Genomic DNA, 20,215 nt, shown 5'->3' on the forward strand with positions numbered 1-20,215 from the left:
AAGCAGATTCATGATTGCTCCTCTCGCTCACCCCTTGCTTCTTCCTGCTGCGTCCGGGCCAGAGAGATGGCGCCTTCGATGGCGCCCCGTGCCTGGGGGCTGTTCTGCCAGCAGGTCGATCCCAGCATGCTGGCCACCAGCTGGACGATATGAGACATATCGGCGTGGGCCAGCTCCGCCAGACTGTGGTAGCCCAGCTGTTCGAGTCGGCCGATGACGGTGGGTCCCACCCCTTTCACCCCGAGCAGCAAGGCCCGCTCATCCGCCGGGAACTGTTTTACCTTGGTCATTCATCGCCTCCCTGTGTCATGAAACTCTTGATCTCTCTGCCACATGGCAAAGAGGGTGACCATAATCGCTATTCAACGCACATTTCTTAGCAAAAAATCTGGTTGACCACAGGAGCGAGCCTCCCGTTTGCGCATCTCGTCGGAGCAGGGCACGGCGCTCTCCCCGTCCTTGTCGATGCAGACGTAGATCTCCCGCAGGAAGCGCCCCCCATCGGCGCAGGCCAGAGTGATATTCCCCTTGGACAGCCAGGCATTGGCATCGACCAGATCCTGCTTGAGTTGTTCACGGCTCTTGCGCAGGGGCTGGGCCGGCGACTGATAGGCCGCAGGCGCTGCCACCTTCTCACGCAGGGTGCTGGCCAGTTGGTGGAACTGCGCCTGATCGAGACCGGAGCAGGTGCCGTGCTTCTGCCATTCATGGCGATAGAGGAAACGGCTGGGGTAGAGCCCGGCAAACTCGTGCTCCATCTGGGGATCCAGCCGCTCACGACTGCAATCGCTCGGGTAGCCGCGCTGATACTGGGGCCAGAGGCCGTGCAGCACGAACCCGAGCTGACGGCTGCACTGCTCCCTGTCCGTCGGTTTGACGGCGCAGTGCTGGGGTGACCAGGAGAGGGCCAGCGCGTAATAGTCGAACTCACCCGCCTCCCCCTTGGCCTGCACGCTCGGGGCACACAGCAGGGCGGCGGCCAGCAATGCCATCGTCTTTCTCATCTCGCACTCTCTCTTCATGGTGAAATCTGACGGCAACAAACTCCCTGCCGAACCTCATGCTCCCATATCAGGGAGTCAAAGAACAACCATCCAAAATATCCCTACCAAGCCTGGGTCAGACCAGTAAAGGGTTTCCCCTGCCGGATCAGAGGCGTAAGCTGACTCTCCGGCGAGCCTTCGCGTCCCGCCACCTTATCCCCGAATTCAGCTACCACAGGACGTAACATGATCCGCAAGAATCCCTCAGGTCACCTGCCCGTCATCCACGAATCCGCCTATATCGACAAGACCGCCATCATCTGCGGCAAGGTGATCATCAAGGAGAACGTGTTTGTCGGCCCCTACGCCGTGATCCGTGCCGATGAGGTGGACGAGACCGGAGACATGGAGCCCATCGTCATCGGCGCCAACTCCAACATCCAGGACGGCGTAGTGATCCACTCCAAGTCCGGCGCCGCAGTGACCATCGGCGAGTTCAGCTCCATCGCCCACCGCAGCATAGTCCACGGCCCCTGCGAGGTCGGTAACCGGGTCTTCATCGGCTTCAACAGCGTGCTGTTCAACTGCCACATCGGCGAAGGCTGCGTGGTGCGCCACAACTCTGTGGTCGACGGTTGCGATCTGCCCGCCGGTTTCTATGTGCCCTCCACCACCCGCATCAACCAGCAGAGCGATCTGGCCGAGATCCCCCGTGTCACGGTCGATGCCACCGAGTTCTCCGAGGACGTGGCCCACACCAACATCGATCTGGTCAAGGGTTACAAGGCGCTCTCCAACGAGTTCTGATCTCCTCCTTATATAAGAACGAAAAAACGGGCGCCTGGGCGCCCGTTTTTATTGCGATGAACGACGTGCTTGCACGCTAGATGGCCCGCACGCAGGCCGCGCCATGGGCCTCAGCCGGCAGATCGGTGAGAGGCTCACCAGTACCCAGATCCAGCAGGGGCGCCTCGCCGTCGCCATTGCTGGCGTCGCTGCTCCAGAAGCGGCTGTAGAGGGGCCAACCTTTCTCGGTCAAAAGCTTCATCTCCTCACCGCTCTGGTGGTAGGCGGCAAACAGGCTTGCCAGTTCCTGGGCCGTCGGCAGGCGCCAGTCGTCGTGACCCCGGGCCACCAGCTGCTGGCAATACTCGCGCGCCCGCTCCTGACCCATGGCTACGTAGTTGGCGGTGAAGGGGTTGTACTCCCCGTCCTCGTCATTCGCGGTGTCGTCATAGGCGATATTCAGCCTGTCCGCCTCGCTCTGGGTGAGCGGACAGACGAAGGAGAGGTTGCCCGCCGCGAGTTCGGGCTGATGACAACCCTGGCTGAAGTCCGGCTGGGCATCCACCACCTGTACCCGCACCGCCAGGGTGCGACCACCGACGGTGAGCCGCACACTGGCCGGCCCCACGGCGAGGCCGGTCACCACCCCTTGCCCATCGACCCTCGCCAACTCGGGGAGTTCGCTTAGCCAGGTCGCCGGTTCACTCAATGCCGTTTGCGTACCATCGCTCAAGCGCATGGTCGCCTGCAGCGCCAGAGTGCGGCCCACTTCCAGCTGAGGCAGGGCTGGAGTCACCACCAGATCCACCGGGATGGCGCCGACCGGGCGCGCATCATCCACCCCGCTCAGGCCCAGCTCGGCAACGGAGGCTGGTGTGCGTCTTGGCTCCGCCGAGGCGCCACGCAGGAACTCGCCGATGGCGTCGAGCTCATCGTTGGTCAGACCCAGCGCATGGAGATGATCGGACGCCTTGGGGAAGAAGGGATCATGGATATCCACCCCCGTGGGGAAGCCGACCCCGGTGCTCCACTTGGTGACGCCGAAGTTGTACATGGCCACCACACCCTGCACCGAGCCGCCGAGGCGCTGGGCCAGGATCGGGAAGACGCCGTTGTGCATATAGGGGCCGGTGAAGGCCACGTCCCGCAGGCTCGGGGTCTTGAACAGCCCCATGTCCGCCTGGTGGCGGGTCTGCAGGAAGCGACCCCTGTCTTCCAGGTTGCGGCCGTAATAGGTGAGCCCCACGCTCTCGAACTGATGCTGGCTCAACAAGGGGCCCGAATGGCAGTTCATGCAGCGACCATCGGTTCTGAACAGGTGCATGCCCCAGAGCGCCTTGTCGCTGAGGGCCTGGGCATCGCCCTTGACGAAGCGCTCCAGCGGGCTCGGGCTGCTGATGATAGTGCGCTCGAAGGTGGCAATGGCCTTGGCAACCCGCTCCAGGGAGATGTGATCATCGCCGAAGGCGCTGGCGAAGGCCGCCCCATAGTCCGGACTGGCGCGCAGACGCGTCAGCAACTCGTCGTGATCCAGCGCCATCTCCACCGGGTTGTTGATGGGGTGCAGGGACTGCTCCTCCAGGGAGCCGACCCGGCCATCCCAGAACTGGGTGCTGCTGTAGGCGGCATTGAGGATGGTCGGCGCGTTGCGGGTCCCCTTCTGACCGAGGTGGCCGACCGAAACGCTCAAGCCATCACTCCACCCTTTCTGGGGATCGTGACAGCTGGCGCAGCTGATGTCGCGGGCCTTAGAGAGCTGCTTGTCGAAGAAGAGCTGCTGACCCAGCACCACCTTGGCACGGCTGTAGGGGTTGTCGGCCGGGAAGGGGACCGCAGGCATGGCTCCCAGCTCTTGCCATTGCACCCCATCATCCACATTGGCGGCGGGCCACTGGCTGCTGTCGCCGGCGTATTGCGATCGCAGCGCCGCCAGATCCGGCATGCCGCCATCGCGGACTACCGAGGGGCGCACCGGATAGAGGGCGACCGTATACCAGAGCAGGCTGCCCGCCCCCTCGTCGCGCCAGCTGCGGGTCAGCGGCTGATAGAGTCGCTCCTGGGAGCCATCCTGCAACCAGATCCACTCGGGCAGAGCGAGGGCGAAGGTATGGGGATAACGCCAGCCCTGCTTGTCGGTGGTGAGCAGGCGCTCGAACTCCACCAGGGTCGGCAGACGCCAGCCCGTCTGGCCACAGTCGGTCGGGCGCTGTGACAGCGTATCCCGGGGAGCCACCTCCGAGCTCATGAAGCCCTCCCCCGGCAGCCAGTATTGGCTGCCCTTGACGCTGGAGACGGTGCGCACATCGTGCAGACAGTGCCAGCCTCCCTGGGCCAGCAGCTTGCCCTTTGCATCCAGTCTCAATAGCTCGGCAGTCTCGGGTTCGTCCGCGATGACCGGCTTGGCGGGGTAGAGGGCGCTCTGGGCGGCCTGAATGGCGGCACCATTGGTGCGGCGATACCAGTTGCGCGCGGCGCTGTCATCTCGCAGCGCCAGCAGCATCTGCCAGCTGTCGGGGTAGTTGAGCTCGGCCCCCAGCCGCTGGGCCCGCAGCAGGGTGGCATAGTCCTGAATGGCGGCCTCTTGCTGCAGGCGGATCTCGCTGCCTTGGGCCCATTCCCCGGCATCGAGCGCCCCGTCACCGTTGCGATCGCTGAGCAGGAAGAGGGCGGTCTCCTCTTCATCCAGGCGCAGCGTCGGCGCGGCCGCGCGGCGAGCCCGATTGTCACCGGCGGCCAGATCGGCCACCAGAGCACTGCTGGCACGCAAGATATAGCCACCCTGTTCACCGCTGAGCTCGAGGGGTGCGCTCAACAGCAGGCCGGCGGGCAGGGTCAGGGTCGGGTTGCCCTGGCCACTCAGTGTCACGGATGCCTCTATGCCGGTGGCGCGCTGGCGCAGGGCCAGAGTCGCCCCCGGCGCCAACCGGTCACCCAGATCGATGATAAGGCTCAGCTCGGCGCGGGTATGGGTCTGTGGCGGCTCGACGGGGGGCGTGACGATCGGCGGATCGATGACAGGCGGAGTGACAACGGGCGGTTCGACGACAGGAGGTACAGGATTGGAGCCGTCGCTGCGATTGTCGTTGCAAGCGGTCAGGGCCAGCAGGCTGGCCAGCAGTAATATGGGTTTCATCGTTGGGTTGCGGTGGACAGACAGGCTGGCGATTATCCACTCAAATACCAATCATTATCAATTGCGTTCAGATAATATTCATCTTGATAACAAATGCCTGCACGCCGCCTTGCCAACCCATGACAAGAGGGCGGGCACCCGCGAGTGCCCGCCCTCTTCAATCCTCTCGTCCTCGCAGAGGGGAGCCGCGTCAACACTTCTTCAGGTTGATATGCCAGTTGGCGCCGGACTGCACCTGATGTTTGGCGGCGAAGCTGTCCATGTTGAGCGCCACCGACACCTGCAACAGGCTGTTGAGGTAGATGAGCGGCTGCCCCTCAGGCACATCACCAAAGCTGCTGACATAGGGCGCCTTGCCCTCGAACCTGACCACTTCCCCTTCGCTTATCTTGAGGCAGGCCTTGTCCCCCTTGTTGATCCCCGCCTTGGTCAGCAGAGCCTCGTCGATGTTGCTCCAGACGTTGCCATACTGCACATCCAGGATGGGGATGGTGCCCTTGACGGTGCCGTCGCGCTCGACCAGTGCGGCCTGATAGGGAATGGTCACCACCTCGGCGGGCAGCAGGGGGCCCACCTGCTCGAAGCTGATGGTGCCGGAGGCGAGACGGGCACCGGTGTAGGCGTACACGTCGCGGCCGTGGAAGGTGTAGGACTTCTCGGATCCCTTGAGACGATTGCGTTTCTCGTCGATCTGGCGCACCGCCTCGATACCGAAGTGCTCAGCCACCAGGGTCAGAGTGCCGTTGTCCGGCGAGACGATGTAGTGACCGCTCTTGGTCTTGAGCACCACGGAGTGGCGCGCCGTGCCGACACCGGGATCCACCACGCTCACGAAGACAGTGCCCTTGGGCCAGTAGTTGAGAGTCTGGTAGAGGCGATAGGCGGCCTCCCAGATGTTGTAGGCCGGGATCTCGTGGGTCAGATCATGGAGCGGCAGGCTTCTGTCCACCCCGAAGGCGACCCCCTTCATGGCTGACACGGCGCCGTCCTTGAGACCAAAGTCGGTCTGGAATACCAGGGCCTCGCTGGCAAGGGCGCTGCCAGCCAGCAGCGAGAGGGTGAGCGCAAGCACCCGGGGCGCAGTGTGAATATCCATGTCGAAACTCCTTGGGATAGATGACAACGTCGATTGGCCGTTTAGCCATCCAGAATGCCAATAAACATCCCCATTGCAAGCGCTCATGCCCGAATGGGGGGAAATCCCTCGCCTGCCTCCCAGAACGGGTGTATGGATGGAGTTCCCTCAACGCGTGTGGCAAGGAGTGATGATGACACAACGACAAGCCAGTGGACTGACCCTGATCCTGGGAGAGACGCGCAGCCGGCTGGAATGGATTGACCAGGATGGCACCCACGAGTCGTACCCGCTGGCCTTCGGTCTCGATGCCCTGACCCCTGGCCCGTTTCGACGCGAACCACCGACGCCGCTCGAACTGGAGCAGGCCATCATGGTGGTGGAGGATGAGCTGATGCCGCTGGCGGCCAGGATTCCCCCCCACGACTCTCTGACCCTGCAAAGCCCCTATCCCCTGGCCAGTCAACTGGGCGGGCGACACCTCAGCCGGGAACGCATAGAACAGTTGTTCGGCCAGCTTGCCGCCATGGTGGAGGGAGATCCGATGGCGTCGGCCAACCTGCCCAGGACGCGCCACTTTGCTGCAACCCTCTTGATCCTGCGCGAATGGATGCACCATCTGGATGCCGGGCAGGTGCTGCTGACCGACGAGGTCTGAGGCGCTTCCCTGCCGATGAGCCGGTCTTTATTCAACCAATATTCAGCTCGTATCAGTTTTTATCCCTCACTATGCGCGCTTTCATTTTTCGCCAATTGTCTGTCAGACAATGAGGGTGGACAGGAGCGCAACTGTTGATATACATAGTGACTGTCTTGTTCATGTTCATTGGCATTGACTTCAGAATCACACACTTGAACTCTGCACCTGGCTTACCTTGAGCCACATTTGGCAGCACACGGCATACGGCAGATCAGGGATCCTCATGTCATCTCAACAACCCCCCATCCCCCGCAAGTGGTGGTACAGGTTCTGGTTTTTCTGCCTGGCGCTGGCGGGGCTGGTGGTGGTCGGCAACTATGCCTACCTCAATGTGCGGCACGACATGCTGCTCATCGCCCACAAGCAGTCGAATGTGTTCGAGGTGTTCTATCAGCGCACTCGCGTCCTGGATCCCACACAGTTGATCCAGTTCGTCGACAGCAATGCCATCAAGAGCCCCATTTTCAGCGAAAACCGGGATGCCCTCGCCTACGTCTACGCCTATGACTTCAAGACCCGGGCCCGGCTGGCCCAGATCCCGCTCATGCCCGCCACCAGAGATCTGCTGGCGGCCTATCAATATGTGCTCTCCTACCCGGACGTCATCAATATTTACGCCATCTTCGACAATCACCGCATGCTCGGCCTGATGTCGGACAATACCCAGCTGCCCGATCAACTGTTTGAATCCAACACCTTGATGGATCAGATCGAGCCATGGCATCACTACTTCGGCTGCGCCGCATTTACCCTAAGCCACGCCCCCTGCAGCAAGGATGAAGCCCAGGTGTCGGATATCTACACCGATACTTTCACCAAGCTGAAGACCATCACCATGTACTTTCCCTTCGTCTTCTATGACCAGGCCGAAAATACCTATCGTTATGGCCTGACGGGGATCGACATCGCCGTCGACACCGCCTTCCGGGAAGTGCTGCTGCCCTACGAAACCCACAACCCGACACGGACCGTCGTCTCCTTCGATGAGGTCGAGCCGTGCCGCCCTTTCCATATCTGCCTCAACACGCCCCTGATGCAGACCAAGGCGAGCTCCACCCTCTATCTGAAGTGGTCCTACTCCTATGGGGACGCCTTGCATCAGCTGGTGTTCTACAGCCCGGCATTCAAGGTCTACCTGATCGCCCTGCTGCTCATCATGCTCACCTGGCGCCAGGTCTATGCTCGTCTGCGGGCCCTGACCCACACGGATCACCTCACCCGGTTGCCGCGACGGGACATCCTGAACGAGACCCTGTTGCAGGATCACGACTACCTGATGCTGCTGGACATCGACAACTTCAAGGCCATCAATGACCGCCATGGCCACAACGTTGGGGATCTCGCCCTGACCGCCTTCGCCCTGGGGTTGCGCACCAATACCCGCAAGGGGGATATCTCCATCCGCTGGGGAGGGGAGGAGTTCGTGATCCTGTTCAAGGGGCTGGGTGACGAGGCCGCCATGCAGCTGGCAGCCGCCCGCTTGCTGACCCACCCCATCCGGATAGCCGAGGTTCCGGCCCCCATCACCTTCTCCGCCGGCATCATCCGCATCCGCGATTATCTGCAGGTGACGGACGCCGTCGCCCTGGCGGACGAGCTGCTCTATCACGTCAAGCAGCACGGCAAGCACAATATCGCCTACTACCATGGGCAGCAGATCAGGCTGGTGCGGGAAGACACGCCCCCCCAATCCTGACCGCGCCCGCCAGGCTGGCCTTCTGCCTGGCGGGGAGCATCTGCTACCATGGCGCCATTCTCTTGCGCCCCTTGTGCCCTGACATTCAACCGTCATGGCCTCGCCCTGTACCGGACTCTCTATGCCAGCCTCCTTTGCCGACCTGACCCTCTCCCCCCGCTTGCAGCAGACCCTGCGCGAACTCGGTTATGACCAACCGACCCCCATTCAATCCGCCGCCATTCCCCTGGTGCTGGCGGGACGGGATCTGCTGGCGGGGGCCCAGACCGGCACCGGCAAGACCGCCGCCTTCGTGCTGCCCATCTTGCAACTGTTGATGGCGCAGCAGGCCGAACCCGCCGCCTTCCGTCCCATCCGCGCCCTGGTGCTGGTGCCGACCCGGGAGCTGGCGGTGCAGGTGCACGAGAGCGTGCTGCGCTATGGCAAGGAGACCGGGCTCACCTGCGCCCTGGTGTACGGCGGGGTCAGCATCGCCGCCCAGGTGGAGGCGCTGAAAAGCGGGGTGGATCTTCTGATCGCCACCCCGGGCCGACTGCTCGACCATCTGCGCCAGGGGGCACTCAGCCTCGCCAACCTCACTCATCTGGTGTTCGACGAAGCGGACAGAATGCTCGACATGGGCTTTATGGACGAGATCACCGCCCTGCTCAAACAGATACCCGCCGAGCGCCAGACCCTGCTCTTCTCCGCCACCTGCGACGACAACCTGTACGCCTTGAGCAAAATCCTGCTGCGCGACCCGGCACTGATTGAAGTCGCCCCGCGCAACACCACGGCAGCCGAGGTGGAGCAGCGGGTCTATGCGGTGGATGGGGATCGCAAGCTGGCGCTGGTCGAGCATCTGCTGAAGGAAAAAGGCTATGCCCCTGCCCTCATCTTCAGCCGCACTCGCCAGGGGGCGGATCAGCTCGCCCAGCGGCTCGGCAAGGGGGGCATCAATGCGCTCGCCCTGCACGGGGATCTCTCCCAGAGCGCCCGCGAAAACGTGCTGCTGGAGTTTCGCGCCGGCACCCTGCAGGCGCTGGTCGCCACCGACGTGGCGGCCCGCGGGCTGGATATCAGCGATCTCAACTATGTGATCAACCTGGAGTTCCCCTATCAGCCGGAGGATTACGTGCACCGCATCGGGCGCACCGGGCGCGCCGGCAACAAGGGGCTAGCCATCACCTTGCTGAGCCCGGACGACGCGCCTCAGCTCGAAAAAGTGGAAGCCGTGCTCGATACCCGGCTGCCCCAGCAGTGGTTCCCGGGCTTCGAGCCCGATCTGACCCGCTTCGATCCCGCACCGCGCCGCAGCAGCAAGGGAGCCCAGAAACAGAAGGCCAGAAAGCAGGCGCTCTCTGGCAACAAGGGTGGCAAGGGCAAGCGCTAGGCTCTGAGCCCTCTTGTCATCAACAAGGGGATCAGAACCGGGGAAGAGCAAAGCCTCAGCTTCAGCATCCATCCCCAATAAAAAACGCCCGCTTGGGCGTTTTTTATTGCTCTCATCCTGCCATCACGAGGGTTGGGGAAGCGACTCGGCCGGCAGGGCGTTGAGGATCCGCCGCTCCGCCAGGGTGGAGAGCACGAACATCGCCAGATAGCCGAGCCCCAGCGCCACTATGATCGCCACCACGTTGGCGGTGAACTCCGCCACCAGGTAGTAGGCCGCCACCAACGCCACTATGCCCACCAGGCGGATGATCAGGCTCTGGGTGAAGTGGCCGTGGGCCTTGATATAGGCGAGCTGATAGCCGTTGAGCATCATGAAGATAAAGAAGATGGAGAAGTGAAACAGCACGGGCACCGCCCCCACATAGTCGGCGGGGAACAGCAGTAGTACCAGCGATTTACCCCATAGCAGCATCAGGGTGAAGAATATGATGCTGACCACGGCGCTCAGACGGAAGATCCAGCTACGGATCAGCCGGATCTGGCGATGGTCGCCGCTGCGCAGATTGACCGCCAATTCCGGCAGCACGAAACGGTAGATGGGGAAGACGAACAGCAGGGTCATATAGGTGAAGATGGGACGCACCACCACCTGAAAATCCCCCAGCTCGTCGAGGCTGAAGTGGCGAATGGTAAGCAGTACAGTGATGTAGATCATCAGGATGCTGGCCCCCGCCTCGAGGGACGCGGTGAAGCTCTTCTTCACATAGCTGCGCATCTCGGGGCCGAGCGCGACTTTCGCCAGCGGCCGGGTGGCGATGGCCCGGCGCCGGTACAGATACATGTAACCCGCGATGCCGAGCGACGAGAAGGTCAGCCCGTAGAACAGCGAGCCGAGCGCATCCAGCCCCAGACCGAAATAGCAGATCCCGAACATCAGGGCGTTGGCGAGCGGCTCCAGCCAGGTGACCCGGTTCGAGATCTCGTACATCCGGTACATGGCCACCAGATTGGTGAAGTAGATCTTGAGTCCCAGCCCGAAGATGATCCCCACCAGTTGCAGATACTCGGCCCGGATATGGAGCCCGTGCTTGATATAGGGGATCACGACGCCCCAGGTGAGCAGCACCATGCCGATGAGGAAGTAGCGGAAGATGTTGATGATGTCCCGATCGTTTCGGGTCTGGGAGTAGCTCACCACCATGGAGGAGCGAAAACCGGTCATCAGGATGAGCGACAGGGAGATCAAATCCACCACGCTGTTGAACAGTGCCAGATCCCCCTTCGCCACCCACTGCGCCAGCCACACCTTGAAGGCGAAGCCGATGATGATGCTGGCGAGCGACGCCCACATGCCGGTGACGAAGGCCTGCTTGAGGCGAGTGAGGGAGTCGGGTTGTGCGTCTTGCGTAACTTGCATAGGTGAAAGGCCGGGTCGCTGCGAGGCAAGGGAGAGGCCCATCTTATAAAAGGGAGGCCCGGATTGAACAGCACTGATGCCCCAGGCTATCAATCAGGGACCGGCAGCCGGCCCATTACGGCGCCAAGACGCGGCCAGACGCTGGGGTTGGGCCTGGGTTCCCCTCACCTGTGCAGCACTCTCGTTCCCCTTGCCCGGATAGTTGCCTGGGGGAGCCAAGGTCTTCACTGAAAATCAGGCAGAAGCGGTAAACCGCCATGCCCGGCCCCCATCCTGAACGCACCTCTTTGTGCGTGGCCCCGCCGGTACCACGAACAAGTCCCCTTCGTCATCGGGTGTCAACACGACATGACAGCCCATGACCGAGCCCCTCATCCGGATATTGATGCGAGGGGCATGACTCCCTATCATCTCGCAGCCCCATGGTCATGGATAAGAATGTTGTATGTCCTTTGATAAAAAACACGGTGAATTCATCTTCGATGTGCAGGGAAACCTGGTCATCTGCGAGCTGATCGGCCCTTTCAATGAAGAGGGGATGCTGGCGTGGGTGACGGAGATAAAGCGCGTGGTGAGCAGTCTCGACGGGCAGCGTTTCTGCGCCCTGGTGGACCATCGCCAGCATCAGGGGGTGATACAGTCCGCGCTGCACCATTTGCAGGATACCTATGAGTGGCTTGGCCAGAAAAATCTGGTCGCCATCGCCTCCCTCTATTCGGCCAAGGTCTTCCATCACATCGCCCTCTCCTGCATGTCCCCCAGCCACCCGGGCCATATTCAGGCATTCAACGACCACCAAGCGGCTCTCGCCTGGCTGGACGCCCAATATCAGGCGCAGTAATCAGCCCGGACTGGGGTGATGCTCAGTATCAAACGCAGTGACCGACCCGGACTGGGGTGATACTCAGTATCAAACGCAGTGACCAACCCGGCCTGAGGGTGCTCAAGCCCACCCTGCGTGACATGATGCCCACACGCCACGCTGTCACCGCCATGACTCTGGATTAGAACCGCCGCTTTCCATGCCCTGCGGTACTGCGCCCGGCAGCAACCGAGGGCAGATCCTCCAGAGTTTGAACATAAGCGCCCGTCATGAGTACAGCCCGGGTGACTATCAGCCCCGGCAGGGCGATGCCATCTGTGCCAATGGGCATTTCCGCCGCCCGCACGCTGCCGCCCCAGAGACCAGCAACCAGTACCAGACCGCCCGCCAATCCGACCTTAATCCAACTCTTCATATTGTTGCTCCTTCTCAATATCCGTCACCTGGCCCTTTGCGGCATCGCGGGCCCAGCAGTGAGCAGAAGATACGGGGGATTTGTGAGGGAGAAATGAGGCTGTGTGAAGTCTGGGTGAAGTCAGAAGCTGCTCATGACAGATATTGCGGTTGGCGGTGCAGGAGATGAAGAGAGGTAAAGGCTCACTCCATGCAATTACCGTCGTGATGTAGTTAACAACGTGACATTTGCACTCAAAACAAACCATATACTATGCAGCAATGAGCACATGGAAGGCTTACGAAGCACAACATGCAAGATACAAAGTCATCTTATTAATGCATGAACTGTGATTCAGATGGGTATTAATTTACAATTTAGTGCATTATCATCAGCTTACTCCCCATATTACTGAGTGTTATATGATTTTTTCCCTTTTTTTAAGGAATTATAAGACTTACCGAGGATGGAATTTCATCCCTGTCTCAAATGGTGAGCATTTCTCTGCTTTTGTAGGTGAGAATGGTGTAGGTAAAAGCTCTATTTTAGAGGCGCTAGATGTCTATTTTAATAGCCCAAATTCCGATTGGAACTACAATCACAGCGTAGCAAAAAGTGGTTTCAGTTCGACAGAGCCTACAATATGTCCAATTTTTATAGTGCCAAAATCATACATCAACAAATCTAGAAATATTTATAAATGGCTTGAAGTTATCAGTCAAATAACATGGCAGTTAGAATTTCAACAATTTAACTCTTCACATATAAGTATTGCCAGCGAATTCATTAAGCAACTTGACAGATTTAAAGCTGAGAACAAAAACCACGAAAAGACATTCTTTATATTCCCACTTGCGGTGGAAAAGAAAAGTCAACGAGAAACTAAATTTTCCCTATCCATTTTCCATGGTGTTTCAGAATATAAAGAAGATTTATTTGAACAATTTGAAATAGGATTGGATGATTTTATTAATGAAGTTCGAGAACTAGTTTCAGAACTTTTCGAGTACATATATATACCTTCTGAAATTGATTTTGAGCACTATACAAAGATTGAAAGTAATACGACTCAATCACTAATGGGAACAACCGTAGACGAAATTGTAAGAAAGGCAGTAGATGAAAAACTCATAAAAGAAATAAATGCAAACCTAGATAGTTTTATTGGTGAAGTAAGTAACTATCTAGGTACATATGAATACAAAAAACCGGCTAAAAAACAAACCTTATTTAATCTGACCCATTTATCATCAAAAATAATTGAAACCTACTTTGAATCTAAGGTATTGAACTTAAAGTCAACTGGTGAATCGACACCTATATTTCACTGTAGTTCAGGTGAAAAACGCAAGGCGATAATAGATCTAGCGAGTGCATTTATTATAAAATCGACCGATAGACGCAGACATGTCATTTTAGCCATTGATGAACCAGAAATATCACTTCATACATCATCTTGCTTCTCCCAATTTGAAAAGCTACGGTACATTTCATCCGGTGGAGTGCAAACCCTCATTGCTACCCATTGGTATGGGTTTATGTCTGCAGTTCCAGCAGGAACAGCGACATATATAGCTGAGCAAGATACTGATAAAAAAGCATACTTAATTGATCTTTCTAGATTCAGAGAGGACATTAAATATATAAAAGAAGAATCAAAAGGAAAACAACCAGCAAGTATTGAACTAAAAAATATCAATGATCTTGTTCAGTCTATCATTGCATCTGTCACATCTGAAGAACGTGGATGGATTATATGTGAAGGAAGCTCTGACAAAAGATACATTGAACACTGGATAGGAAATGAATCCAATGTAAATGTTATCTCAATAGGTGGCTCAAAATATGTTAAAAAGCTATATGAGTACTTTCATTTAGCTCTTGAAGAAGATCGCCAAGAAATTAAGGGTAAAATATTCTGCCTGTTAGACACTGATAAAAAATATGAAAAATACACATCTAGAACAGCAATAAAGCAAATAGATATTAAACGTCTGCATAATTGTATAGATAAAAATGAGACGACGTTGAAAAACACTAACGACAACAACTTTTTCCCTCCAACCGAGATCGAAGATTGCTTAGAACCGAATAAATTTATAGAAACATTCTTGTTTTTTTCAGACGTACTAGACAATGTGGAGTTTAAAGAACTATCAAAAAAAATAAAAGTACACATAGCTAATGCTCCATCTGGCCTATCTCTAAATCTTGGACATATAGAACAAAAGCAACTCGAAAGTTTTTTTGATACTGATGGTATGAAAACAAGCTTTTCCAAGAAATATTGTGAACTAGATACGAAAAAGAATGTACCTATATGGATAAATCAGATTAAAGAGTTTCTCGCAAAAAAATAGTCCTGCAGTCCATAGCGTGAAATTAGGTATAACTGCTTTATAGAAAATTTTCTATTAAAAACCACCTGCATTACACAGGTGGTTTTTTGTTTTATCACCAAATTAGCACGGGATGTACAGATCTAGTTATCACCTGACACCGGCCTCAAACCGGTGTCTTGTTTACGCTACTTTAGTGCGCACTTCCTTCGGTATCAATTTCAGACCCTTTTTGAACATGCTGTAGGGGGTTTGACCCTCCATCATCCTGCCCTGATGTGGCCGCTGGGTGTTGTAGTGCTCCAGGTAGCTGTCCAGGTCTGTCTGCATCTGCTCTACCGACTCATACCAGGTTGTCCTCCCCTTGATACGGAAGTGTTCATCCAGCAGGGTACGATGTAGCCGCTCGATAAAGCCGTTGCTCTGCGGTCTGCGTACCTTGGTGGTCCGGTGCTCAATCCCCTCCAGTTGCAGGAACAGCTCGTAGGGATGATGGTCAGGGCGCCCACAGAACTCGCGCCCGTTGTCCGACAAGATGGTATAGACCCGCGCCTCGTGAGCCTCGAAGAACGGCAGGACCGTTTCGTTGAGCACATGAACCGAGGTCACCGGCAGCTTGCTGGTGTAGAGCCGTCCCCAGGCGTGGCGGCTGTAGCAGTCCAGCACGGTTTGCAGATACACCTTGCCTACCCCCTTGAGTGCGCCGACGAAGAAGGTGTCGACCGCCACCAGTTCCCCGGTGTAGTGAACCTCAATTTGGCGTTCGCGAAACTCGGGGCTGAAGCGCTCGAGCAGGCGGATCTGCTCGTCATTGAGCTCAATCGTCTGTTCCCTATGGGTTTTCTCGAGGCGCAACAAGCGGTCATGCTTGGAGAGCAAGTCGTGACGTTGCCACACGCCGCGCACACCGCCCGCACTGACGTTGATGCCTTGCAGAGCCAGTTCTTGCGCGACCCGCAGCGGGCCATGGGTTGGTCTGGTGAGAGAGTAATCGAGGATGGCTTGCTCAATCTCGGGAGCGACCCGGTTGGGATGAGCGCCTTTACAGCCGGGGAGTTTGTCGAGCAAGCCCTCGGCGCCATAGGTCTGGTAGTTACGGCGAATCTCGTAGAACTGCTGGCGGCTGTAGCCGATGAGCTTGCAGGCTTTGCTGACGTTATTGAGCTCTTTGGCGAGCTCTAGCAGGCTGAGTTTACGACGTGCTACTTTCTCGTTGGTGGTCATACGGTGACTCCGGATAACACGGTAGGGGTACCGTTTTGTTATCCGGTTTGAAGCCGTATGACCACTCCCTTTTGTGGGCAACTGTCAGGTGAATACAATCTCCATACACACGGGATATTAATCCCAACACCAATCACCCCAAAGGCGGGGTACGCGGCGGCACCATACGCTTGCTGCCGGTGGACTCGAAGGCGGAGGCAATGCGCAGCAGGTTGTTGTCGTCATAGGCGCGGCCGGCGAAGGTCAGCCCCACCGGCATACCGATATCGGCCATCACCCCCATGGGGACGGTGACGGTCGGCACGCCGAGGTGGCGAATGGCGAGATTGCCGTTGGCGACCCAGATGCCGTTGCTCCAGGCGATATCGGCGGAGGCCGGATCCACATCCGCATCCGCCGGGCCGACGTCAGCCACCGTCGGGAACAGCACGGCGTCGAGTTTCAGCCCGTCCATCCACTCCTCTAGATCCAGCTTGCGGGTCTGCTCCAGGCCGCGCAGGCCGTCCGGCACCGAGGCAATCTCGTCGAAGCGCTTGAGACCGCGCTTGGCCATCTTGACGTATTCATCCATGCCGGCCGCCAGATCGCCCTCACGATTCGGCAGAGTACCCGGATCGTGGGGGAAGATCTGGGGCCCATCGACATCTTCAAGTTTGTTCAGCTTGGGATCGCCATTGGCACGCAGGAAGTCGTCGAACGCCCAGCCGGAGAGCTCCCACAGCTCGTCATTGAGAAACTCAGGCGAGACGATGCCGCGGTTGAACACCGTCGGCGCGCCGGGTCTGTCCCCTTCGCAGTTGGAGACCAGCGGGAAGTCCACTTCGATGACCTCGGCGCCAGCGGCTTCCAGGGCCTGACGGGCCTGTTCCCACAAGGCAATTACCGACTCGCGGGTATGGATCCGCTGGCCGGTCGGGCCGCCGATGCCGGGGTTCTCGCTGGTGCCGGCCAGCTCATCCTTGTTGATAAACATGCGCGGCACGCCGAGGCGCTTGCCCTTGAGGGCATCGCTCTTGGCGGCCAGCTCAAGGTAGGAAGCAGGACGCACCTCGGAGGCCTTGGGGATCTTGACCCAGGGCTGCAGGCGCCACAGATCGCCACGAGTGTCGGCATCATCCGCCACCACTATGTCGAGCACTTCCAACAGATCGGCCATGGTGCGGGCATAGGGCACCACCACGTCCATGGTCGGGGTCAGCGGCCAGTTGCCGCGCACCGAGATGACGCCACGGGACGGGGTGTAGGCGCACAGACCGTTGTTCGACGCTGGGCCCCGGCCGCTCGACCAGGTCTCTTCCGCCAGACCGAAGGCGGAGAAGCTGGCGGCGGTGGCGGTACCCGCCCCGTTGGAGGAGCCCGAGGCAAAGGGCGCGGTCAGGTAGTCAGGGTTGTAGGGGCTCTCGGCGCGGCCATAGACGCCGCGCTGCATGCCGCCATTGGCCATGGGCGGCATGTTGGTCTTGCCGAGGCAGATGGCGCCGGCGGCGCGCAGCCGCTCCACGGTGAAGGCATCGCGCTGGGCCACCAGATCCTTGAACGCCGGGCTGCCGGAGGCGGCGGTCAGCCCCTTGACCAGATAGCTGTCCTTGGCGGTGTAGGGGATGCCGTCGAGCGGCCCCAGGGTCTCGCCACGGGCGCGGCGCGCATCGGAGGCTTGCGCCTCTTTCAGTGCATCGGGATTACTTACCACCAGGGCGTTCAGCTTGGTGTCGGTCTCGGGGCCGTTATAGGCTTCGATACGGGCCAGATAGGCCTCGACCAGTTCGACCGCCGTGGTGCGGCCTGCTTCGAGCGCACCACGCAGCTCGGCAATGGAAACCTCTGTCACTTCGATCATGGGGATCTCCTGTAAAAGGGTGACGATGTGCAATATCTACCGCAACGCGGCCATATCGCAGTAATGACCTCAGAGTGATCGCAGCCGCTGTCAGCGTCCGACCACCCGCATATCAAGAGACAAAACCCCACGACGTGGGGTTTTGTCTATCAGTCTCGCTACTGCTTATTTCCCAGAGGGGATCTGCTGGGTGATGCAGTGGATATTGCCGCCGCCGAGCAGGATCTCGCGGGCCGGCACGCCGATGACCTTGTGCGCCGGGAAGATCTCTTCCAGGATGCGCTGGGCCTCGCCATCGGTGGCGGCGTCCAGCAGCGGGTAGACGATGCGATCGTTGGTGATGAGGAAGTTCACGTAGGAACCGGCCAGACGACCTTCGGCCTCGCGCGGCACGCCGCTGCCCTGCTCCACCCCGTCGGACTCCTCGGCGGTCGAGAACAGCGGGCCCGGCTGGGGCAGCTTCCACACTTTCAGCTTGCGACCCTTGGCGTCCACCACGGCTTCCAGCACCTTCAAGGCGGCCAGGGAGCGGGCGTACTGGGGATCGGTCTCGTCGTCGGTCCAGTGCAGGGCCACTTCACCCGGGCGCACGAAGCAGCACATGTTGTCGATGTGGCCGTCTGTCTCATCCAGGTAGACGCCTTCGTCCAGCCAGATGAAGCTCTTCACGCCCAGATAGTCGCGCAGCAACCCTTCGATCTGCGCCTTGCTCAGGTGCGGGTTGCGGTTTTCGTTGAGCAGGCACTCGGCGGTGGTCATGCAGGTGCCCTCGCCATCCACGTGGATGGAGCCCCCTTCCAGGATGAGCGGCGCGTCGTAGCGGCTCATGCCGTGCTGGCTCAGCATCTTGGCGGCCACCTCTTCGTCCTGGTTCCAGGGGTGGTAGAGACCGCCCTTGAAGCCGCCCCAGGCGTTGAAGCCCCAATCCACCCCGCGGCACTCGCCGGCGGCGTTGGTGACCACGGTCGGGCCAGAATCACGGGCCCAGCAGTCATCGCTGCTCATCTCCACCAGGGTGACGTGGGCGGGCATGATGGCACGCGCCTGCGCCATAAACTGGGCCGGCACCCCCATAAAGACCGGGGTCGCACCACCGATGGCGTCGGCCACCTTGGCAAAGGTGCTCTGGGCGAAGCGGCCCGCCTCACGCCAGTTGTCCGGGCGGAACGGCCAGATCATCCAGACGGCCTGCTGGTGCGCCCACTCGGCGGGCATGGTGAAGCCATCGCTGGCCGGGGTGGTGTTGAAGGTGTTGATGCTCATCGCAATATCCTTGCAGGCCCTGATGGCGACACGCGCATCACGGGGAATGGGGAAACGGGCGGATGGGGAGGCGAGTCATGCGCTGACGAGCGCACTCACCGCTTCCTGGCCCACCGGCTTGTCGTCGGCTACGCAACCGCCTGGCGCACCCGCAGAAAATCTGAGTGGTCGCAGTGTAAGAAGTTGCATCCACATCAATCAAATGAATAGGATTAATCATCCCATAAATGGCGTGAATAATCCCCCCATGAAACTGCACCAGCTCGACCTCAATCTGCTGCTCGCCTTTGACGCCCTGATGACAGAGGGCAGTGTCACCCGCGCCTCGGAGGCGCTGTTTATCAGCCAGCCCGCCATGAGCCACTCCCTCGGCCGGCTGCGCACCTTCTTCGGCGACCCGCTGCTGGTACGCACGCCCCAGGGGATGCTGCCCACCCCCCGCGCCCAGCGCCTGCACCTGGGGGTGCAGCAGGTATTGCGGCTGCTGGAGCAGCAACTCAGCGACGAGGAGGAGTTCGAGCCCCGCCACTCCAAACGCCGTTTCGTGCTCTGCACCACGGATTACGTGGAGTGTGTGCTGATCCCGCCGCTCATCTCGCGCCTCAAAACCCTGGCGCCTGGGGTCACCATCGAGATCCGCATCCTGCGCGACAACCTGCCGGAGGCGGAACTCGCCAGCGGCGAAATCGATCTGGTGCTGGGGTTTGACGAGTACATGCAGGTGCCGGGATATCTGGGCAAGGAGACCTGGCTCACCGAGCCCCTGGCCGGGCTGGTGCGCGCCACCCGCGAGCTGCCGGAGGAGTGCATCACGCTCACACAGTTGGTCGAAATGCCCCATGTGTTCCACTCACCCCTCGGCACCTCGGAGGCGAGCCTCGACAAGTTTCTGCAAAGCCTGGGACTGGCGCGCACCATCTCGGTCAACAGCCAGAGCTATATGTCCGCCGCCGCCATCGTGAGCCAGAGCGATCACCTGCTGGTGCTGCCCCGCAAGGTGGCGGAACTGCTGGCCGACCACTGGCCCCTCAAGAGCCTGCCACTGCCGACGGACGTGCCGGATTATCACCTCAACTGCGTCTGGCATCCGGTCCACGCCCAGCAACCGGCCCTTATCTGGCTAAAAGAGCTTATGCGGGAGCTGGTCAATCAGGAGCCGAGCTAACCTCGC

At 59.1% G+C, this 20,215-nt stretch carries 17 protein-coding genes (1 of these 17 only partly in view); 7 read left to right on the forward strand and 10 right to left on the reverse strand.

What is annotated here, in order from left to right; genetic code table 11:
- From VZC39_RS16760 to VZC39_RS16770, 3 genes are all read right to left on the reverse strand, one after another.
- Positions 1–12, reverse strand: partial view of an NAD(P)H-dependent flavin oxidoreductase gene (locus VZC39_RS16760; protein ID WP_434663984.1) — the start only. 1,047 nt of this gene lie to the left of the window's left edge; 12 of the gene's 1,059 nt are visible here — the first part of the coding sequence; it begins with the start codon at positions 10–12; the stop codon falls past the left edge of the window.
- Positions 9–290, reverse strand: a complete 282-nt coding sequence (locus VZC39_RS16765; protein WP_434663985.1) for a helix-hairpin-helix domain-containing protein — start codon at positions 288–290, stop codon at positions 9–11. The genes VZC39_RS16760 and VZC39_RS16765 overlap by 4 nt, the downstream gene beginning before the upstream one ends.
- Positions 291–362: 72 nt before the next feature.
- Positions 363–1,004 (reverse strand): ribonuclease T2 family protein, encoded by a 642-nt coding sequence (locus VZC39_RS16770; protein WP_434663987.1) that lies wholly within the window; start codon positions 1,002–1,004, stop codon positions 363–365.
- 225 nt (positions 1,005–1,229) lie between these two features.
- Between VZC39_RS16770 and VZC39_RS16775 the strand changes: the two genes are divergently transcribed.
- Positions 1,230–1,790 carry a carbonate dehydratase gene (locus VZC39_RS16775; RefSeq protein ID WP_042641619.1) on the forward strand — a complete coding sequence of 187 codons (561 nt, stop codon included), beginning with the start codon at positions 1,230–1,232 and terminating at the stop codon, positions 1,788–1,790.
- Between the two features lie 76 nt (positions 1,791–1,866).
- On the opposite strand, the gene VZC39_RS16780 is transcribed toward VZC39_RS16775, so the two are convergent.
- Both VZC39_RS16780 and VZC39_RS16785 read right to left on the reverse strand, forming a co-directional pair.
- A complete protein-coding gene (locus VZC39_RS16780; protein ID WP_434663990.1) occupies positions 1,867–4,902 on the reverse strand; it encodes a cytochrome c peroxidase in 3,036 nt (1,011 codons plus the stop codon).
- Between the two features lie 190 nt (positions 4,903–5,092).
- Entirely contained in the window at positions 5,093–5,998 is a 906-nt protein-coding gene (locus tag VZC39_RS16785) for an SAM hydrolase/SAM-dependent halogenase family protein (protein WP_434663992.1), read from the reverse strand.
- A gap of 172 nt (positions 5,999–6,170) precedes the next feature.
- Here VZC39_RS16785 and VZC39_RS16790 point away from each other — a divergent pair, with 172 nt between their 5' ends.
- From VZC39_RS16790 to VZC39_RS16800, 3 genes are all read left to right on the forward strand, one after another.
- Positions 6,171–6,635, forward strand: coding sequence for a hypothetical protein (locus VZC39_RS16790; protein ID WP_434663995.1), 465 nt, complete (start codon positions 6,171–6,173; stop codon positions 6,633–6,635).
- A 265-nt stretch (positions 6,636–6,900) separates the two neighbouring features.
- Positions 6,901–8,373, forward strand: coding sequence for a GGDEF domain-containing protein (locus tag VZC39_RS16795; RefSeq protein ID WP_434663997.1), 1,473 nt, complete (start codon positions 6,901–6,903; stop codon positions 8,371–8,373).
- Positions 8,374–8,494: 121 nt separating this feature from the next.
- Positions 8,495–9,745 carry a DEAD/DEAH box helicase gene (locus tag VZC39_RS16800; RefSeq protein WP_434663999.1) on the forward strand — a complete coding sequence of 417 codons (1,251 nt, stop codon included), beginning with the start codon at positions 8,495–8,497 and terminating at the stop codon, positions 9,743–9,745.
- A gap of 123 nt (positions 9,746–9,868) precedes the next feature.
- Here VZC39_RS16800 and VZC39_RS16805 read toward each other — a convergent pair whose 3' ends face one another.
- A complete protein-coding gene (locus tag VZC39_RS16805) occupies positions 9,869–11,164 on the reverse strand; it encodes a lipopolysaccharide biosynthesis protein (protein ID WP_434664002.1) in 1,296 nt (431 codons plus the stop codon).
- Between the two features lie 445 nt (positions 11,165–11,609).
- Here VZC39_RS16805 and VZC39_RS16810 point away from each other — a divergent pair, with 445 nt between their 5' ends.
- Positions 11,610–12,005 (forward strand): hypothetical protein, encoded by a 396-nt coding sequence (locus VZC39_RS16810; protein WP_434664003.1) that lies wholly within the window; start codon positions 11,610–11,612, stop codon positions 12,003–12,005.
- Between the two features lie 163 nt (positions 12,006–12,168).
- Here the strand turns inward: VZC39_RS16810 and VZC39_RS16815 are convergent, their stop codons facing one another.
- Positions 12,169–12,402: a hypothetical protein gene (locus VZC39_RS16815; RefSeq protein ID WP_434664005.1), complete on the reverse strand. Its 234-nt coding sequence runs from the start codon at positions 12,400–12,402 to the stop codon at positions 12,169–12,171.
- Between the two features lie 401 nt (positions 12,403–12,803).
- Between VZC39_RS16815 and VZC39_RS16820 the strand changes: the two genes are divergently transcribed.
- A complete protein-coding gene (locus VZC39_RS16820; protein WP_434664008.1) occupies positions 12,804–14,741 on the forward strand; it encodes an AAA family ATPase in 1,938 nt (645 codons plus the stop codon).
- 162 nt (positions 14,742–14,903) lie between these two features.
- Here VZC39_RS16820 and VZC39_RS16825 read toward each other — a convergent pair whose 3' ends face one another.
- From VZC39_RS16825 to aguA, 3 genes are all read right to left on the reverse strand, one after another.
- Positions 14,904–15,944, reverse strand: a complete 1,041-nt coding sequence (locus tag VZC39_RS16825) for an IS481-like element ISAs19 family transposase (protein WP_042864152.1) — start codon at positions 15,942–15,944, stop codon at positions 14,904–14,906.
- 133 nt (positions 15,945–16,077) lie between these two features.
- Positions 16,078–17,781, reverse strand: a complete 1,704-nt coding sequence (locus VZC39_RS16830) for an amidase (protein WP_434664010.1) — start codon at positions 17,779–17,781, stop codon at positions 16,078–16,080.
- 165 nt (positions 17,782–17,946) lie between these two features.
- Positions 17,947–19,044 (reverse strand): agmatine deiminase, encoded by a 1,098-nt coding sequence (gene aguA / locus VZC39_RS16835; RefSeq protein ID WP_434664011.1) that lies wholly within the window; start codon positions 19,042–19,044, stop codon positions 17,947–17,949.
- Positions 19,045–19,291: 247 nt separating this feature from the next.
- Here aguA and VZC39_RS16840 point away from each other — a divergent pair, with 247 nt between their 5' ends.
- The gene (locus VZC39_RS16840) at positions 19,292–20,209 is read left to right on the forward strand and encodes a LysR family transcriptional regulator (RefSeq protein WP_434664013.1); all 918 of its coding nucleotides are present in this window, start codon (positions 19,292–19,294) and stop codon (positions 20,207–20,209) included.
- Positions 20,210–20,215: the final 6 nt, after the last annotated feature.

This window comes from Aeromonas sp. NJAU223, from assembly GCF_051125555.1.
Classification (GTDB): domain Bacteria; phylum Pseudomonadota; class Gammaproteobacteria; order Enterobacterales; family Aeromonadaceae; genus Aeromonas; species Aeromonas veronii_G.

What these genes read in the sequence shown, in the direction of transcription:
- VZC39_RS16765 (WP_434663985.1), bottom strand. Translation starts at nt 290, where the DNA reads ATGACCAAGGTAAAACAGTTCCCGGCGGATGAGCGGGCCTTGCTGCTC.
- VZC39_RS16770 (WP_434663987.1), bottom strand. Translation starts at nt 1,004, where the DNA reads ATGAGAAAGACGATGGCATTGCTGGCCGCCGCCCTGCTGTGTGCCCCG.
- VZC39_RS16775 (WP_042641619.1), top strand. Translation starts at nt 1,230, where the DNA reads ATGATCCGCAAGAATCCCTCAGGTCACCTGCCCGTCATCCACGAATCC.
- VZC39_RS16780 (WP_434663990.1), bottom strand. Translation starts at nt 4,902, where the DNA reads ATGAAACCCATATTACTGCTGGCCAGCCTGCTGGCCCTGACCGCTTGC.
- VZC39_RS16785 (WP_434663992.1), bottom strand. Translation starts at nt 5,998, where the DNA reads ATGGATATTCACACTGCGCCCCGGGTGCTTGCGCTCACCCTCTCGCTG.
- VZC39_RS16790 (WP_434663995.1), top strand. Translation starts at nt 6,171, where the DNA reads ATGACACAACGACAAGCCAGTGGACTGACCCTGATCCTGGGAGAGACG.
- VZC39_RS16795 (WP_434663997.1), top strand. Translation starts at nt 6,901, where the DNA reads ATGTCATCTCAACAACCCCCCATCCCCCGCAAGTGGTGGTACAGGTTC.
- VZC39_RS16800 (WP_434663999.1), top strand. Translation starts at nt 8,495, where the DNA reads ATGCCAGCCTCCTTTGCCGACCTGACCCTCTCCCCCCGCTTGCAGCAG.
- VZC39_RS16805 (WP_434664002.1), bottom strand. Translation starts at nt 11,164, where the DNA reads ATGCAAGTTACGCAAGACGCACAACCCGACTCCCTCACTCGCCTCAAG.
- VZC39_RS16810 (WP_434664003.1), top strand. Translation starts at nt 11,610, where the DNA reads ATGTCCTTTGATAAAAAACACGGTGAATTCATCTTCGATGTGCAGGGA.
- VZC39_RS16815 (WP_434664005.1), bottom strand. Translation starts at nt 12,402, where the DNA reads ATGAAGAGTTGGATTAAGGTCGGATTGGCGGGCGGTCTGGTACTGGTT.
- VZC39_RS16820 (WP_434664008.1), top strand. Translation starts at nt 12,804, where the DNA reads ATGATTTTTTCCCTTTTTTTAAGGAATTATAAGACTTACCGAGGATGG.
- VZC39_RS16825 (WP_042864152.1), bottom strand. Translation starts at nt 15,944, where the DNA reads ATGACCACCAACGAGAAAGTAGCACGTCGTAAACTCAGCCTGCTAGAG.
- VZC39_RS16830 (WP_434664010.1), bottom strand. Translation starts at nt 17,781, where the DNA reads ATGATCGAAGTGACAGAGGTTTCCATTGCCGAGCTGCGTGGTGCGCTC.
- aguA (WP_434664011.1), bottom strand. Translation starts at nt 19,044, where the DNA reads ATGAGCATCAACACCTTCAACACCACCCCGGCCAGCGATGGCTTCACC.
- VZC39_RS16840 (WP_434664013.1), top strand. Translation starts at nt 19,292, where the DNA reads ATGAAACTGCACCAGCTCGACCTCAATCTGCTGCTCGCCTTTGACGCC.